This is a genomic window from Falsiporphyromonas endometrii, from assembly GCF_042654485.1.
Taxonomy (GTDB): Bacteria; Bacteroidota; Bacteroidia; order Bacteroidales; family Porphyromonadaceae; genus Porphyromonas; species Porphyromonas endometrii.
This window is the reverse complement of the sequence record NZ_JBHSGO010000216.1, coordinates 44,178-59,786: the sequence shown is the minus strand read 5'-3', so window position 1 is coordinate 59,786 and position 15,609 is coordinate 44,178. Positions and strand designations below refer to the sequence as shown.

Below are 15,609 nucleotides of genomic sequence, written 5' to 3'. Positions count from 1 at the left end.
TGAACGATTTATTTGCGTGTTTGGGATTAGCCCAGACCCGCAAGTTATTGACAAACTTTTCAAAGAACTCATTTTATTTACTGCCAGAGCCGCTTAGGCTTGGATATTTTTTAACGAACTATTGATTAATAGGTAATTTATGCATTATACATTTTGCAAACCCTTTGTCTGTATTCTCTTATTGATACTATCTACTATTATGTTTATGCCTCTTTATGGCCAGAATAAAAACGAGGTGACGATAAGTGGATATGTTACGGATGTTCAAACAAGAGAGAGTCTTATAGGGGTGAATATTTTTAACAGTTCGGATAAAACAGGTACGGTAACCAACAATTCCGGTTATTACAGTTTGACCGTTCCTGCGGGAGATCTGCGTATCACATATTCTTATGTTGGATATATAAGCGAAGAAAAAGTTTTTCATGTAGCTTCAGATACAACTATTAACATTGGTCTTAGAGAACAGTCTGCCAAAGAGCTCAATACGGTTGTGGTGACAGCAGACAGACGATCGGAGCTCAAATCTATCGAGGTAGGTCGTACCAGATTGTCTATGCAGGATCTCAGTCGTATGCCGAGTTTTATGGGTGAGGCTGATCTTATAAAATATGCTCAACTTCTTCCCGGTGTTTCGAAGGGATATGAAGGTTTTTCGGGTATGATTGTTCGTGGGGGAAATTCGGACGAGAATCTTTATTTGGTTGATGGTAACCCAATGTATAATGTCAATCATTTGTTTGGTCTATTTTCCACTTTCAATTCTGATGCAGTCAAATCAGCAGAGATTTATAAGGGAAGCTTTCCGGCACGTTTTGGAGGTAGGCTGAGTTCCGTAATGGATGTTCATACCAACGATGGTAATATGAAGGAATACCACGGGACTTTCAATATTGGATTAATCTCATCTCGAATCAGCTTTGAGGGGCCTATTCTAAAAGATCGTACCTCATTTCATGTCTCTTTTCGAAGGACCTATTTGGACTTGGTTAGTAAACCTTTTATTTGGATCATCAATAAGCAGGAGGATTCGGATGTTGATTTTGGCTATCATTTTTTTGATGCCAATGTCAAACTCAATCATAAGTTTAATGACAAACATCGTATCTATTTTCAACTATACTCAGGGTATGATATCTTAGGCGCATCGTCAAAGGATAAATATCAGAGTGGCAATTATGATTATTTTAAGTTTAATATGGGGTGGGGCAATATCCTCTCTTCTTTGGGATGGGATTATGCCATCAGCCCTAAACTTTTTGCCCATACCACGCTTCTTTATAGTCAGTACGATTCGAAGATAAAGAATCACAATGAAGACAAGGAGGGCAATAATATCTCATCTTTCAAATACAAACTTAAGAGTGGAATCAATGATATTGGAGTGAGAACGGACTGGGACTTTCATCCAAATAATAGCCACTTTGTAAGGTTTGGAGGTGTTTATACTTTTCATACTTTCAGACCAAATGCAGAAAAGATTGATACAAAAGGAGGGTATGAAGATGATGTTATTGGTGGAGGACTCATCAAGGTTAAGGACGATGTTATACACACCCATGAGACTTCTCTTTACTTGGAGGATGAGATATCTCTGGTTGATTGGTTGTCATTAAACTTGGGAGGAAGAGCGACATTAATAAAAGTTCAGGGAAAGAGTTATCTCTCTGCGGAACCCAGAGCTTCGTTTAGGGCGATGTTAAATGATCGTATCAGTATCAAAGGGGCTTATTCGCAGATGGTTCAGTCTGTGCATTTGCTTCAAGGAAGTGTCCTTGCACTCCCCACAGACCTTTGGGTACCGGCTACATCCAAATTGAAGCCAATGGTCTCCAAACAAAGTTCATTAGGGATATATTGGGCAAACAAAGGATATGAGATATCTGCTGAGGGGTATTACAAAACGATGGATCACCTCTTGTCTTATAAAGATGGAGAGAGTGTGATACTCAGTGACCAAAGTTGGCAGGATAGGGTGGCTTCCGGTGAGGGACGAGCCTATGGTGTAGAACTGATGCTTAAGAAGAATCAAGGCCCCTTTACGGGTTGGATCTCTTATACTTTGTCTTGGGCTAACCGAATATATCCGGGAGGCGAAGTCAATAGAGGTAAGCGCTTTCCGGATCGCTTTGATAATAGACACAAACTCAATATCGTTGGAATATGGAAGGTTAGCCCGAAGGTAGATCTTTCGGCTACTTGGTCTTTGTCAAGTGGTAATATGGCAACCTTGCCGTTGGAATACTATACCGATATCAATGGTAAGCAAAAGAAATATCTTAAAGAGAGAAACAATTACCGTATGCCTCTATATCATAGACTGGACTTGAATGTTAATGTTTATAGACCCAAGAAAAAAGGTAGAATGGGTATATGGTCCTTCGGATTGTACAATGCGTACGTCCATCAAAATTCCTTTATGGTCTATTTAGATGAGGAGACCGATGGTTTCATGCAGGGCGCTGATGTAAACAGGGCCAAGCTCAAATCCATAACATTTTTCCCGATCATCCCATCTATATCTTATACCTATAAATTTTAATGAATTTAGTTTATGAATAAGATTATATTTATTGTTTTAGCGACTTTGGCACTATGTCTGACCGGCTGTGAAAACGACCTTAACTTAGATATAAAAAGCCAGACTCATCCATCTATTGTAATCAACGGACTGATAGAGGCGGACAGTATTCCTGAATTGAAACTTAGCAAGACCAACGCATATATTTCGAGTGGAAAGGCTAAACATAGTTCGGAAGATTCGCTTAGACTGCAATCTGTCGAGGTTAAGATGTTTATAGATGACAAATTGGTGGACCGCCAGCTTCTTGAGCAGGATCCGAGTAGCTACAACGGTATAATTTTTTATAGAGGAAAGGTTGCTCCAAGAGAGAAACAAAAGATACGAATAGAGGCCTCAAGTCCCGGCTACAAGACGGCCTATTTTGAAGAAGTCATGCCGGAGAAGCCTCAGATCAATTCTCTGACTGTAAGTGAGGTCGTGACAGATTACAACCATTTTAGCCGTATTGCTCATGATGAAAATGGGAAGTATGTTACATATAAAATTGATGTAAATATGACTGATAGAACCTATCCAAAAGAGAATTGGTTGGGTCTTGCAGTAAGAAATACAACACCCCATGATGCTCAATCAGAATTCTGGTACGGAGACAGTGAGAACAATTTTCCGGTCTGGACAGGGTATGATCCGCTTTTCCCAAAGGTGTGTAATGATCTCATGAAAGGAATCAATGAAAATTATATTAGCCAGCTTTCCCTCTATGTTATACCGTTCTTCAATACAAAGAGAATGAGCTCTAAGACGGCAAATATTGATGTGAGGATTCCAAAAATATCACAACATCAAGAGGGGTGCTTTTATCTATATGGACTGAATGAAGCCTATTATAAGTTTGGACTAATAAAATATGATCTGGACTTGGACGATGATGACGATTTTAGTATTGATGAAGACTCTGGTTTGGTTGAGCAGACACCAACACTTACCAACATAAAAAATGGCATAGGACTTGTCTTGCTTAGATCTGGTAGTGTCAGACCATTCCGAATAAATCCATAACATGGGGCATGCTGATTCGTGATTAAGAACCAAGGTCAGATCAGGAACAGCTTCCCTTTGCATATATGCTGTCTTGCAATGTTTCGTTACCTTTGTGAAAACACCTTGGTATAATGGTACTCGTCTTTTCAGAGAGTAAGATTATACTTGATTTCATCATTTATCTGTGCTGAGGGTGTTTTGTTGCAGTTTTGTGAAACCTTACATATTCTTTTAATCCATTCAAAATATCTTCAAAGTAGGTTCTTTTCTGCAACTTGATTGATTCATAATCTATGAATAAATACAGCAAAAATGTTTTTAGGATTGCAAGTCCGGTCTTTATCTCTCTGCTTGCTCAAAATATCATAGGGCTTACAGATACAGCTTTCATGGGTAGACTTGGAGAGATTGCCTTGGGAGGCTCAGCTATGGCCTCTATGGTATATTTCTGTGTTTTTACTTTAGGTTTTGGTTTGGGGGCGGGGACTCAGATTATTATTGCCAGACGTTTTGGCAGCAAACATTATTCCAACATAGGAAAAGTCCTTTCACAAAGTTTCATTATGCTCTCTATGGCAGCTGTATTTGTGATTGTTGTCGGATATTTTTTTGGAGAGAAGTTTTTCTATGCTGTTTTTTCTTCTGATCGAATCGCAGCAGTCGCCACCGAATATTGGGATTACCGACTCCTTGGATTCTTGTTCTCATTCTTGTGTGCTGCATTTAGATCTTTTTTTGTTGGTATTGCAAGGACAAAAGTCTTGACTTACAATGCCTTTGTGATGGCATTCGTGAATATCATACTCGATTATGGTCTTATATTTGGGCAATTGGGATTGCCTCAACTTGGTGTCAAAGGTGCAGCAATAGCTTCAGTTATTGCAGAGATGTGTTCACTTGTCTTTTACCTTGTTTATGTTCGCTTGGAGGTCGATCGTTCACATTTTGGCCTTTCAGTAAGAGGCCTTTTCTCTATTCAGTGGAAACTTATTCTGAAGATATTTAGACTCTCTGTCTATATCATGCTCCAGGCTCTTATCAGTATGTCTTCATGGGCATTGTTTTTCTTTATGATCGAACATTTGGGCGAAAGGCCTCTTGCCATAGCCACTATAATAAGGAGTGTATATATCTTCTTGTTTATCCCTATCAATTCCTTCTCCACATCTGTCAATTCATTGGTTAGCCAGCTTATTGGTGCCGGTAAGAGTGACGAGGTGAAGCGATTTGTGAGGAGTATATCGAGATTGTCCTTCTTGGTTATGGCTGGAGTTTGTATTATAATTAGTGTGTTTCCCGGTTTTGTGATTGGTGTTTTTACAGACGAACCAGTTTTAATACAAGAGGCAAGGCCAGCTTTGTATGTGATTTGTGTCTCTCTTTGTATTTGTGCATACGGCAATATGGCGTTCTCTGCCGTCTCAGCTGCGGGTGCTACGAAAAAAGCTCTCCTTATTGAAATGGCTGCCACTATCTTTTATGTCATTTATTCAGGTATAATGACCTATGGCTTAAGAGCTTCTGTGGATATTTGTTATACTGTAGAAGTTTTATATTACATCTTTATAGGTATCTTTAGTTACAAATATTTATGGTCGGGAAAATGGAAAAGCAAAAAATTGTAGCTTTCATAAACTTTCTCAAAGTGCCATAAATTCAGCACTTTGGACCTATCTTCTTCTATGTTGAGGACTCTCCATACATAAAACCTTTTGTTGTTATTGTCCTTATTGCTATCTTTGCACACGATTTTACGCAAAGATTAACGTGGTTGAAAATAAGACATATAAGATAGACCTCAAGGCAATTGTAGGTGATTGTCACCGTGAGTCGTTCATTTTGGATGATGCATATTTTGCAGATTCGGAGAAGATCGAAACGGATGGAGGATATGTTGAAGCCACTGTTGATATAACAAAAACAGCGGGAGTCTTTGACGTTCAGATTGAACTGAAGGGGAAAATCAAAACCATTTGTGATAGATGTTTGGATGAGTTGATTTGTCCGGTCGATACATCTGCCCATTTGATGGTGAAATTAGGTGAAGAATATGAGGAAGAGTCCGAAGATATTATCACTATTCCCGAAAAAGAGGCTACCTTAGACCTGTCTTGGCTGTTGTATGAGTTCGTCGAACTCTCACTTCCAATGAAAAAGGTACATCCGGAGTCTGAATGCAATCAGGATATGATTGACAAGTTGTATGATTTTGGTGAGGAAGATGCCCCTAAAGATCCTCGTTGGGCTGAGTTGTCAAAGTTAAAAGACAAACTCAGTTGAGTAAGAATGATTAATAATTAAAACATAAAATTATGGCACATCCTAAACGAAGACAGTCAAAGATGCGACAAGGTAAACGTCGCTCTCATGACCATGCTAAGATGCCGACTTTGGCCAAATGTCCAAACTGCGGTGCATGGCACATTTACCACACTGTATGTCCTGAATGCGGATACTACAGAGGCAAGTTAGCAATTGTTAAAGAGGCTGCTCTTTAATGCCTAATAAGCAAACGGTATAAAAACCCCGGCTCCACTTTTGGGTAGTCGGGGCTTTTTTTATTATTTTAGCGTCATCATTTATAAATTGTAGTCTCTATATATTATTATGAATAAAATAAATGCAGCTATTACAGCAGTTGGGGCCTACCTTCCTGAAGATAGATTTACCAATGCGGATATTGAGAAGTTGGTAGATACTTCTGAGGAGTGGATTATGACCAGGGTAGGTATCAAAGAACGCAGAGTACTCAAAGTCCCCGGCAAAGGGGCTTCATATTTGGCTATCCAGGCGGTTAACAATATGCTTAAGAAGCACAATATCGACCCGAAGAGTATTGATGGTGTTATCTTGGCTACTAATACGCCTGACTATCATTTCCCGACCTCTTCTTCAGTCGTTGCTTATGAAACAGGGTGTACCAATGCGTTTACATTTGATCTCCAAAGTGCTTGTCCAAGTTGGCTGTATGCATTAGAGACCGGAAGTAATTATATTCGATCAGGAAGGTACAAAAGGATCATAGTGGCTGCAGCTGAGAAGATGAGTGCAGTCGTTGATCCTCAGGACCGCAATACCATTCCTCTTTTTGGTGATGGATCCGGGTGTGCTTTACTTGAGCCTACTGAGGAAGAGGTAGGTGTTTTGGATGCAGTGATGCATACCAATGGGGTTGGCCGAAGCAATTTGATTATGAAATCAGGTGGTTCTGTCAGTCCTGCTACTCATGAGACTGTAGATCGTCGCGAGCATTTTGTTTATCAAGAGGGCAAGGTTGTTTTTAAGCATGCTGTCATTGATATGTCTCGTTCGTGTGGCGAGATTATGCGTCGCAACAATCTGACTAAAGATGATATTAACTGGGTCGTACCTCACCAGGCTAACTTGCGTATCATTGACGCTGTTGCACGATATATGGAGGTGCCTATTGAGAAGGTTATGATCAATATTGAGAAGTATGGCAATACGAGTTCGGCAACTATTCCTATCTGCCTATGGGAATGGGAAAATAAACTTCATAAGGGTGACAACCTCGTCTTGACCTCTTTTGGAGCTGGCTTTACTTGGGCCGCGATCTATCTCAAATGGGCTTACGACCCCAAGAATTAATTAAATGACGATAGATAACTTGAATAAAACTGGCGAATCCGGACATCGTTCCGGATTTGTTAACATTGTGGGTAACCCAAATGTGGGCAAATCGACCTTAATGAATATATTGGTGGGCGAGCGCTTGTCCATCATTACTTCTAAGGCTCAGACGACCAGACATCGTATATTGGGAATTGTCAATACTCCGGATATGCAGATTGTCTATAGCGATACCCCCGGGGTACTCAAACCAAATTACTTGTTGCAAGAGTCGATGCTTAACTTTAGCAAGTCGGCTCTTTTGGATGCCGATGTCCTTGTTTATGTGACAGACGTTGTTGAAACGCCTGAAAAGAACGGAGAATTTATCGAACAGGTAAAGAAATTGGAATGTCCTATCATTGTTGTGATTAACAAAGTAGACCTTCTTAAAGGACAGTCAGAGCTTGAAACATTGGTTGAGCTTTGGCATCAAGTCATCCCTGAGGCAGAGATTTTGCCTGTCTCTGCGACCAATAAGTTCAATACGTCTGCCTTAAAAACTCGTATTGAAGAGCTTATTCCGCTTTCTCCTCCCTACTTCGAAAAGGATGCTTTGACCGATCGTCCGGCTCGTTTCTTTGTTTCTGAGATTGTGAGAGAGAAGATACTTTTATACTATCAGCAGGAGATTCCTTATGCTGTTGAGATTGAGGTGACAGACTTTAAGGAGTCGCCAAAACTAATTAGCATTCGTGCTGTGATTATGGTTGAGAGAGATTCTCAGAAAGGAATTATCATTGGAAATAAGGGTGCCGCAATAAAGAAACTGGGCACTATGGCAAGAAAAGATTTAGAGAAATTCTTTGATAAGAAGATTTTCTTGGAGTTGTTTGTTAAGGTAGTCAAGGATTGGCGCAATGATGTTCAGAAGTTGCGTAGCTTTGGCTATAATAATGATTAAAATGTAAATTATGAGCAACTTAGTGGCCATTGTAGGCCGTCCAAATGTAGGAAAATCAACATTATTTAATCGCCTTACAGAGTCTCGCCGTGCTATTGTTACGGAGATTGCCGGCACGACTCGAGATCGTCAGTATGGTAAGGCTATTTGGCTGGATCGTGACTTCTCGGTTGTAGATACCGGAGGTTGGGTTGTTGGTTCGGAAGATGTTTTCGAGGAAGAGATCAATTCGCAAGTTAATATAGCCGTTGAAGAGGCTGATTTGATATTGTTTGTCGTTGATGTTCAGATTGCTGAGCCTTCTTTAGAGATGGATGTGGCGCGTATTCTTCGTCAAAGCAAAAAGCCGGTCATTCTTGTTGCCAACAAGGCTGACAATTACTCTCTTCATGCTCAAGCATCTGTTTTTTATCAGTTAGGTCTTGGAGATCCTTATCCCATAGCTGCAAATAGTGGTTCCGGTACGGGAGATCTTTTGGATCGTATTATTGAACTTCTTCCGGAAGATCAGCCGGAAGATTTGGAAGAGGAGCTTCCTCGTGTCGCTGTTGTAGGTCGTCCGAATGCCGGTAAGAGTTCACTTATCAATGCCTTTATTGGTGAGGATCGACACATTGTTACCAATGTTGCCGGGACTACTCGTGATGCTATCTATACAAAGTATAATAAGTTTGGTCAGAATCTTTATCTGGTTGATACTGCCGGCATCCGTAAAAGGGGTAAGGTAAATGAGGATTTGGAATATTATAGCGTTATTCGTTCGATTCGTTCGATTGAAAGTTCTGATATTTGTATTCTCATGTTGGATGCTACACGGGGTATTGAGAGCCAGGATGTCAATATATTTAGTATCATCCAGAAGAATAGCAAGGGACTGATTGTTTGTGTAAACAAATGGGACTTGGTTGAGGATAAAACCGAAGAGGCAATCAAATGCTTCAAAGAGGCTATTTATGCTCGCTTTGCTCCATTTAACGACTTCCCCATAATATTTATATCAGCTCTTACCAAGCAGCGTATTTTTAAGGTCTTGGAGATTGCCGGTGATATTTATAAGAAGCGTTCTACGCGTATTCCAACCCATCAGTTGAACGAAGTGATGCTCCCGATTATAGAGAACACTCCGCCGCCTGCAAACAAGGGAAAGTATATAAAGATCAAATATGTATCACAGGTGCGTACAGCTGTGCCGACATTTGTTTTTTACTGCAATCTTCCACAGTGGGTCAAAGATCCTTATAAGAGGTTTCTTGAGAATAAAATCCGTGAGAATTGGGATTTTAGTGGGACACCAATCAATATCTTTGTGAGGGAGAAGTAATCCGATATGTGATGATATATAGCAAAGGGGATATGCCAAATTTGATCGGCATATCCCCTTTGCTTATCAATTGTCAAATCGTTGATTATTGCTTTTTGGGGAGAAAGCACATGGCATTTGGAATATCTCCCGTAGTCATAACCCATTTCCGTTTTCCTTGCTTGGAATAGCATATCAGCCTTCCGGAGGATACATAGTTCCTTGCATCTGTAATAAGAATATCTTCTGTGTAAGGATTTACGATAATGCCATAGGGGATCACTATCTCGCTTTCTGTTCCGTCTGTAATAAAATTATTTGATACTTTCTTCTTGCTTTGGATGTCGACTATTGCGTATGAGATATTATTTTTCATATCAATGTTGTTCCAATCTGTACCGAGGATGTATGCTGAGTTGTTGTTGATTGCAATATTTGAGCAGGGGACATTGATTGTATCAATATCTAACTTGAGAGGATTATTAGGGTTTATGGTTGCACAATATAGGTTTGATTTTTCGGTTGTATAATTTCCTCTTGAGGATATCCACAAGTGCCCATATTGATCTTTTTTTAGTCTATGAAGGTTGTAGCCAACAGGTATATCTTTGACCTTCTTAAAATTTTTTAGGTCGACTATGCTTACTGTATTGTCATAATTAGGCTTGCGATAACCACCGGAGTTGGCTACATATAGATAGCCTTTTTCGATGACCAATTCTTCCGGCTGGTAGCCAACCTCGACATTGTCAACTATGTTTAAGCCGGTTGTATCTATTTTGAATATTGCACCTTTGGGAGCTTTGGGATCTACGACAACCGGTCCCACATAGCTCGATAGATAAGCGTAACCTTTGTCAAAAGCTATATATCTGCAATTGGGAACATCTATTTGTTTTATTTTTCTTGCTGTGATGGCATCTGCAATTTCAAGTTTATGTGAGCTATTTACCACGATGTACATCTTAGAGCCATATATCTTGATATCGTTGCCGACATCTCCGAGCTCAAGAGCCACATTGGGATTCCTTTCGGCATAGATGTTTCTAATAAACATACCACTCATGTAGTCAAGGTAGTCGAGAGATGATTTGTTGCTTCCCATATTGCCCTCGTTAAGCAAATACATTCCTCTGAAGGGGCTGTTTGGCTGTTTGGCTTGTGGTAAGTCGGTATATTGAGCCGGAACAATCATCACATCTTTTCTACAGGAAGATAGGGTAGTTGTCAGTCCAATAAGGAAGATAATGAAGATAAATCTTTTCATATGTTGAATGCTATTGTAAGTCTGTAATTTCTTTTTGGCATAGGGTAATTTAGAATGACATCATAGTCTTGGTTTAGGAGATTGTTGCACTCAAGTTGTATGCGCATTCCCCAATCTTTAAATGCAATATCTTTTCCTATGCTTATGTCGTTGGTATACCATGGCTCCGTATAATTATATATGGTATTTTCTTGCTGGTTGTATCTCTCCCCGACATAGACGAAGCTATAGTTGAGTTGCCATCCTTTATAATTAACCATTGTGATGAGAGACCCGCTGTGCCATGGGATATATGGGATTTGATTGTGGTAATAGGTGTCTTTGGGATTGGTGACATCAATTGCCTTTTGATAGGTATACTGTCCCTTAAGCGTTATTATAAGGTCTTTGATTGGCTCAAGTCTGTTGGTAAGGACTATGTCTAACCCTTTGATGTCAACCTTGCCTAAGTTTAGCATGGTCCATCTAAACTGTTGTCCTTTGGGGTATGCAATGATTTTATTGGTTATTCGATTGTAATATCCGTCTATTTTTGCATCGAGACCTCTAAATATTCCTTGATCTTTGAATATGGAGTATTGTAGTCCTAAGTCATATTGTTTTGTCCTCTCCGGTTTTAGGCCGCTGTTCCCTATGTCTGCGTAATATAAATCATTGAATGTGGGCATACGAAGAGAGCCTTTGAAGTAGCCATTGAAGCGAAGATTGATGTTGTCAAATGGTTTGTATGAGATCATAGCGGACGGCGAAAAGTCATCTCTCCATGGTTCAGCTCCTCTGAGTTTTGTGTGGTCTTTGGCAAATGTGCCAAGCAAACTGGCCTGCAGATTGACTTTAGATGATCGATAAGTTGTAGCAAGAGCAACCAGGTGGAGTTGCCTTGTCGGATAAGCAAACTCGGTCATATCGCTTGTCAGTTTGTTCCATTGGAAGTCGTAAGCCAATGATATATGCCATCCTTCAGAAAGAGAATAGGCATTTGCAATTGATCCGTAAAGTTCTTGTTGTCTATACCTGTTGTCTACATATAGTAGCTTGGGATCTTTGTTGATATAACGGGTTTTATAGTAGGCATATTTGGCAATTGCTTTGAGTGAATATCTTTCGGTCACTTCGGTTTGCAACATGGCTTGTGCAAAGGTGTTGTTGTCCCACAGCCTTTCTCCTCTTCTCCAAACATTGTTGACTATTGCCCCCGGAATACCTCTTTCGGATTGGTAATGGTATACTTTGGCTTTCCACTGACCAGAAGGTAGACGGCCAAAAAGATTTTCCTCCATCCTAAAGGCCCAAATATCTCCGTTTTGTCGAGTGGCTGTTGTATCATAAGCAGTCGATCCATCTTGGAAAACTCGTTTGTAGCGGAACTTATATTTGCCATCTGAGTTTAGCCCTTCACAACTGAAAGAACTGCTTAGTGTGTTGCTAATTCTTTGCTCCCATAAGATAGAGGGATTGATTAGGGCGAACGAACCGGTCTTGACATTAAATTTCAAGTTATAATTTCGATCTGTATCAAATACAGGCTTGCGAGTCTGCATATATACGCTCCCTGATGAGCCAAAGTCTTTAGCCGGCTGAAGAGGGGTGCTTTTTTGTCCGTTATATACCTCCACAGATTCCATATTGTCCAGAGAGTATTGCCCAAGGTCTACTTGTCCGTTTTGAGCATTGCTAAGTTCGATGCCATCGTAGAAAATTCCCACATGATGTGACCCCATCGATCGTACATTGACAGTCTTAATACCACCAATTCCTCCATAGTCTTTTATCTGTACCCCGCTGAAGTATCTCAAGGCATCAGCAACATTAAGACTGTTGAGGCTTTTAAGTTCTTTTCCACTAAGTTGCTGTGGCTTGATTATATCCTGTCTTCGTATTCGAGCAGTAACGGTAAGGGTATTGAGCTTGTAAATCGTGTCAATAGCGTTTACCTCCTGTTTGCTCTTGACAGTCTTATCAGCTTTCTGAGCAAGGCATGGGCTGGCTTCACTTATCAAAAACAATGCTGTCATCAGCATTATTCCCATTGTATATAAAGATCTGTTTTGCATATCATCCTATTCTTACAATCGCAAAGTTACTCCTTTTGAGTCATAATGATAAAAGGAGACTCTTTGCCTTTCAGTACGCAGAGTTGTTTTTTGCAAAGAGGATTGCTTGTCTCTTTATGTGTTATCTAAACATATATTATCTTTACTAAACCAAAGAGTTGGAATGCTTTCCCCGATTCTTGGTGTTTGTTTATGGCGAAGGCATCATTGAAGTACGTATGAAAAAGTTATTTTATTCTTTCATCTTTGTTATGATGGCGGCCTTTTTGTCTTCATGTGCCGAATCTTCTATCAAAGGGGTTGTTAAAGATTATCTTAAAGCTTATCAAGCGGGAGATATTGAGCAGCTTGCATCCTGTTCGGCCGGAGATCTTTCTGCCGGCTTTCTAAAAATCAAAGATGATCAGAGTTCATTGGATTCGTTTAGAGAGTCTGTCAAGGGTTCAAAGATATTTGACAATTTGGATCGTGTTGATGATATTGTTATCAGTGGTGATAAGGCTTCTGCTGTGGTTTATTCTAAAAGCAATCATACCATTCAACTCGAATTGGTCAAGAAAGATGGCAAATGGTTTGTCAATCATTTGGTAGGGGTAGATGGCAAGAAGATTGATGCCGCATCTCCAAGTGAAGGGGATACAGAGCAAGTGGTCCAAGATTCGGTCATGTAAGAGATCTTGGTGTGTAGCAAGAAAAGGGGCTGTGACAAGTCATGATTGACAGTCACAGCCCCTTTTGTGGCATGTAAGCAATTAGAATTCGTATGTCTGAACGAACTTAGTAGCTTTTTGGATAGCCTTGTACATTACGATGTCGTTCTCAACCATAGGAACTTCCTTCCTGAATGCTGCAAGCATCTTTTCGAGGATAGGAGAGGTCTTGGTAGGACGACGGAATTCGAATGCTTGGGATGCGTTAAGAAGTTCGATACCGAAGATCCTTTCTACATTCTCAATAAGAGGGATAAGTTTAGTAGCCGCATTTGCACCCATTGAAACGTGGTCTTCTTGTCCGTTTGAAGAGACGATAGAGTCGCTTGCTGCTGAGTGGCAGTACATCTTATTTTGACTAACCATTGCTGCAGCTGCATATTGAGGAATCATAAATCCTGAGTTAAGTCCCGGTTTTGCAACAAGGAATTCAGGTAGACCTCTCAAACCGAAGATGAGCTGAGCGACACGTCTCTCAGATATGTTGCCAAATTCGCTAAGAGCAATAGCGAGGAAGTCATATACCAAAGCCAATGGTTGACCATGGAAGTTACCTCCTGATACCACCATATCATCATCCGGGAATACGGTTGGGTTGTCAGTAACCGAATTAATTTCAGTCACAACAACAGAAGTTACATAGTCGATAGCATCTCTTGATGCTCCATGTACTTGGGGTACACAACGGAAACTGTATGGGTCTTGAACTTGAGACTTAGGCTTAGCAATCTGTTCGCTATCCTTGAGAAGAGCCTTCATATGACGAGCTACAGTCAATTGTCCTTTGTGAGGACGAATAGTGTGCAGACGATCGTCAAAAGGAGCGTCAAGGCCATCGAAAGCGTCCAAAGAAAGTGCTGCCATATAGTCTGCAACATTAGCAAGTCTTCTTGCCTTAAGAAGGGCATAAACACCGTGAGAACTCATAAACTGAGTACCATTGAGGAGTGCAAGACCTTCCTTGCTCTTAAGTGTGATTGTGCTTAGTCCAAGTTCTTTAAGAACATCTTTGCTGTCTCTTTTTTCTCCCTTGAAGTACATTTCGCCTTCTCCAATCAATGGAAGGAAAAGATTAGCCAACGGAGCCAAGTCACCTGAAGCTCCCAAAGATCCTCTGTCATAAACAACAGGTAGAGCATCATTGTTAAGGAAGTCAAGGATGCGTTCAACTGTTACGACTTGTACACCGCTATTGCCAATAGACAAAGCATGAGCCTTTAGAAGAAGCATAAGACGAATGATATCCTTGTTTACTTCATTACCGCAGCTGCAAGAGTGACTCTTTACGAGATTTTCTTGAAGTGTGGTAAGGTCTTCGGCTGAGATATTTCTGTTGCAAAGAGAACCAAAACCTGTGGTTACACCATAGATAGGTTTGTCACTTTCTTTGACCTTGTTGTCAAGGTAATTGCGGCAGTGCTCAATTCTTTTGACTGCTTCTTGAGAAAGTTTAAGGTCAAATCCTTCATTTAGGAACTGTTCCAGTATGTCAAGAGTCAAATCTTGAGCTCCTACTTCATAGACTTTTTTTGCCATGATTATTAAAGTTGTGTTTTTGTGTATTCAATAATAGCAGCTTCGCGTTTTGCTGTTTCTGTTTCGATCTTATTTGCTTCGTTGGTGAGTTGCTCAACGAATGCCTGATCCTTAATTGATCCAAGGTTAATGCGAACATTAAAGAGGGCTCCATAGATAGCTGTACGTGCACACATCATTGCAACACAACCATCTGTAATGGCATTTTGATTGCCTTTTTTTACAACCTCTTCAATTTTATCCAAGAGAGAGAAAGTGCGTTTTGCAACTTCCATAGGAACGTTTGCAGCCACCTTTGTTGCTTCTTGGATCTTCTGTGAGCGTGCAGCCTTTTCTTCGTCTGTCTCTTTTGGCATCTTGAATGCAGCAAAGACAATATTGTATGCATCGCTGTCTCGGTCAATATCAATAACAAGTTCTTTTTGGATAGCAGCAGCCTCTTTGCCAATCTGGGCCATTAGATCTTGTACTTCGGCGTATTTCTTTTTGCCAAGTGTAAGGTTAGCAACCATCTCTGTCAATGCAGCAGCAATTGCGCCATTGAGTGCTGAGATCGAACCACCTCCGGGTACCGGATCTTCTCCTGCTGTTGTAGCCAGGAAATCTGTTACTTTAAGTTCTGTAAGCATTTTATTTACTTATT

At 40.4% G+C, this 15,609-nt stretch carries 13 protein-coding genes and 1 pseudogene; 10 read left to right on the top strand and 4 right to left on the bottom strand.

All coding sequences use genetic code 11. The features are described 5' to 3' along the window. The 9 genes and pseudogenes from ACFO3G_RS09625 to der all read left to right on the top strand — a co-directional run. Positions 1-97 (top strand): annotated as a pseudogene (locus ACFO3G_RS09625) (transposase); the annotation flags it as partial. Between the two features lie 42 nt (positions 98-139). Further along, positions 140-2,542, top strand: a complete 2,403-nt coding sequence (locus tag ACFO3G_RS09620) for a TonB-dependent receptor (protein WP_380080319.1) — start codon at positions 140-142, stop codon at positions 2,540-2,542. 12 nt (positions 2,543-2,554) lie between these two features. Next, complete coding sequence (locus ACFO3G_RS09615) at positions 2,555-3,583, top strand: DUF4249 family protein (protein ID WP_380080317.1); 1,029 nt, start codon at positions 2,555-2,557, stop codon at positions 3,581-3,583. A gap of 275 nt (positions 3,584-3,858) precedes the next feature. Then, a complete protein-coding gene (locus ACFO3G_RS09610; protein ID WP_380080315.1) occupies positions 3,859-5,190 on the top strand; it encodes an MATE family efflux transporter in 1,332 nt (443 codons plus the stop codon). A 142-nt stretch (positions 5,191-5,332) separates the two neighbouring features. After that, on the top strand, positions 5,333-5,845 hold the full coding sequence (locus ACFO3G_RS09605; RefSeq protein ID WP_380080313.1) for a YceD family protein: 513 nt from the start codon (positions 5,333-5,335) through the stop codon (positions 5,843-5,845). Between the two features lie 32 nt (positions 5,846-5,877). Continuing rightward, positions 5,878-6,063, top strand: coding sequence for a 50S ribosomal protein L32 (gene rpmF, locus ACFO3G_RS09600; RefSeq protein ID WP_380080311.1), 186 nt, complete (start codon positions 5,878-5,880; stop codon positions 6,061-6,063). Positions 6,064-6,172: 109 nt separating this feature from the next. Beyond that, a complete protein-coding gene (locus tag ACFO3G_RS09595; RefSeq protein ID WP_380080309.1) occupies positions 6,173-7,174 on the top strand; it encodes a beta-ketoacyl-ACP synthase III in 1,002 nt (333 codons plus the stop codon). 4 nt (positions 7,175-7,178) lie between these two features. Next, positions 7,179-8,099, top strand: coding sequence for a GTPase Era (era, locus tag ACFO3G_RS09590; RefSeq protein WP_380080307.1), 921 nt, complete (start codon positions 7,179-7,181; stop codon positions 8,097-8,099). A 10-nt stretch (positions 8,100-8,109) separates the two neighbouring features. After that, entirely contained in the window at positions 8,110-9,420 is a 1,311-nt protein-coding gene (der, locus tag ACFO3G_RS09585; protein ID WP_380080305.1) for a ribosome biogenesis GTPase Der, read from the top strand. A gap of 85 nt (positions 9,421-9,505) precedes the next feature. Here der and ACFO3G_RS09580 read toward each other — a convergent pair whose 3' ends face one another. Next, the gene (locus ACFO3G_RS09580) at positions 9,506-10,666 is read right to left on the bottom strand and encodes a YncE family protein (RefSeq protein WP_380080303.1); all 1,161 of its coding nucleotides are present in this window, start codon (positions 10,664-10,666) and stop codon (positions 9,506-9,508) included. Next, positions 10,663-12,720: a TonB-dependent receptor gene (locus ACFO3G_RS09575; RefSeq protein WP_380080301.1), complete on the bottom strand. Its 2,058-nt coding sequence runs from the start codon at positions 12,718-12,720 to the stop codon at positions 10,663-10,665. Before ACFO3G_RS09575 ends, ACFO3G_RS09580 begins: the two co-directional genes overlap by 4 nt. Before the next feature lie 218 nt (positions 12,721-12,938). On the opposite strand from ACFO3G_RS09575, the gene ACFO3G_RS09570 reads away from it, so the two are divergent. Continuing rightward, the gene (locus ACFO3G_RS09570; protein ID WP_380080299.1) at positions 12,939-13,391 is read left to right on the top strand and encodes a hypothetical protein; all 453 of its coding nucleotides are present in this window, start codon (positions 12,939-12,941) and stop codon (positions 13,389-13,391) included. 81 nt (positions 13,392-13,472) lie between these two features. Here the strand turns inward: ACFO3G_RS09570 and hutH are convergent, their stop codons facing one another. Together hutH and ACFO3G_RS09560 are read right to left on the bottom strand one after the other, a co-directional pair. Next, positions 13,473-14,966: a histidine ammonia-lyase gene (hutH, locus tag ACFO3G_RS09565; RefSeq protein ID WP_380080297.1), complete on the bottom strand. Its 1,494-nt coding sequence runs from the start codon at positions 14,964-14,966 to the stop codon at positions 13,473-13,475. Positions 14,967-14,971: 5 nt separating this feature from the next. After that, complete coding sequence (locus ACFO3G_RS09560; RefSeq protein ID WP_380080295.1) at positions 14,972-15,595, bottom strand: cyclodeaminase/cyclohydrolase family protein; 624 nt, start codon at positions 15,593-15,595, stop codon at positions 14,972-14,974. Positions 15,596-15,609 lie beyond the last annotated feature (14 nt).

Excerpts from the sequence above, each read along its gene's own strand:
- ACFO3G_RS09620 (WP_380080319.1), top strand. The coding sequence starts at position 140 with ATGCATTATACATTTTGCAAACCCTTTGTCTGTATTCTCTTATTGATA.
- ACFO3G_RS09615 (WP_380080317.1), top strand. The coding sequence starts at position 2,555 with ATGAATAAGATTATATTTATTGTTTTAGCGACTTTGGCACTATGTCTG.
- ACFO3G_RS09610 (WP_380080315.1), top strand. The coding sequence starts at position 3,859 with ATGAATAAATACAGCAAAAATGTTTTTAGGATTGCAAGTCCGGTCTTT.
- rpmF (WP_380080311.1), top strand. The coding sequence starts at position 5,878 with ATGGCACATCCTAAACGAAGACAGTCAAAGATGCGACAAGGTAAACGT.
- ACFO3G_RS09595 (WP_380080309.1), top strand. The coding sequence starts at position 6,173 with ATGAATAAAATAAATGCAGCTATTACAGCAGTTGGGGCCTACCTTCCT.
- era (WP_380080307.1), top strand. The coding sequence starts at position 7,179 with ATGACGATAGATAACTTGAATAAAACTGGCGAATCCGGACATCGTTCC.
- der (WP_380080305.1), top strand. The coding sequence starts at position 8,110 with ATGAGCAACTTAGTGGCCATTGTAGGCCGTCCAAATGTAGGAAAATCA.
- ACFO3G_RS09580 (WP_380080303.1), bottom strand. The coding sequence starts at position 10,666 with ATGAAAAGATTTATCTTCATTATCTTCCTTATTGGACTGACAACTACC.
- ACFO3G_RS09575 (WP_380080301.1), bottom strand. The coding sequence starts at position 12,720 with ATGCAAAACAGATCTTTATATACAATGGGAATAATGCTGATGACAGCA.
- ACFO3G_RS09570 (WP_380080299.1), top strand. The coding sequence starts at position 12,939 with ATGAAAAAGTTATTTTATTCTTTCATCTTTGTTATGATGGCGGCCTTT.
- hutH (WP_380080297.1), bottom strand. The coding sequence starts at position 14,966 with ATGGCAAAAAAAGTCTATGAAGTAGGAGCTCAAGATTTGACTCTTGAC.
- ACFO3G_RS09560 (WP_380080295.1), bottom strand. The coding sequence starts at position 15,595 with ATGCTTACAGAACTTAAAGTAACAGATTTCCTGGCTACAACAGCAGGA.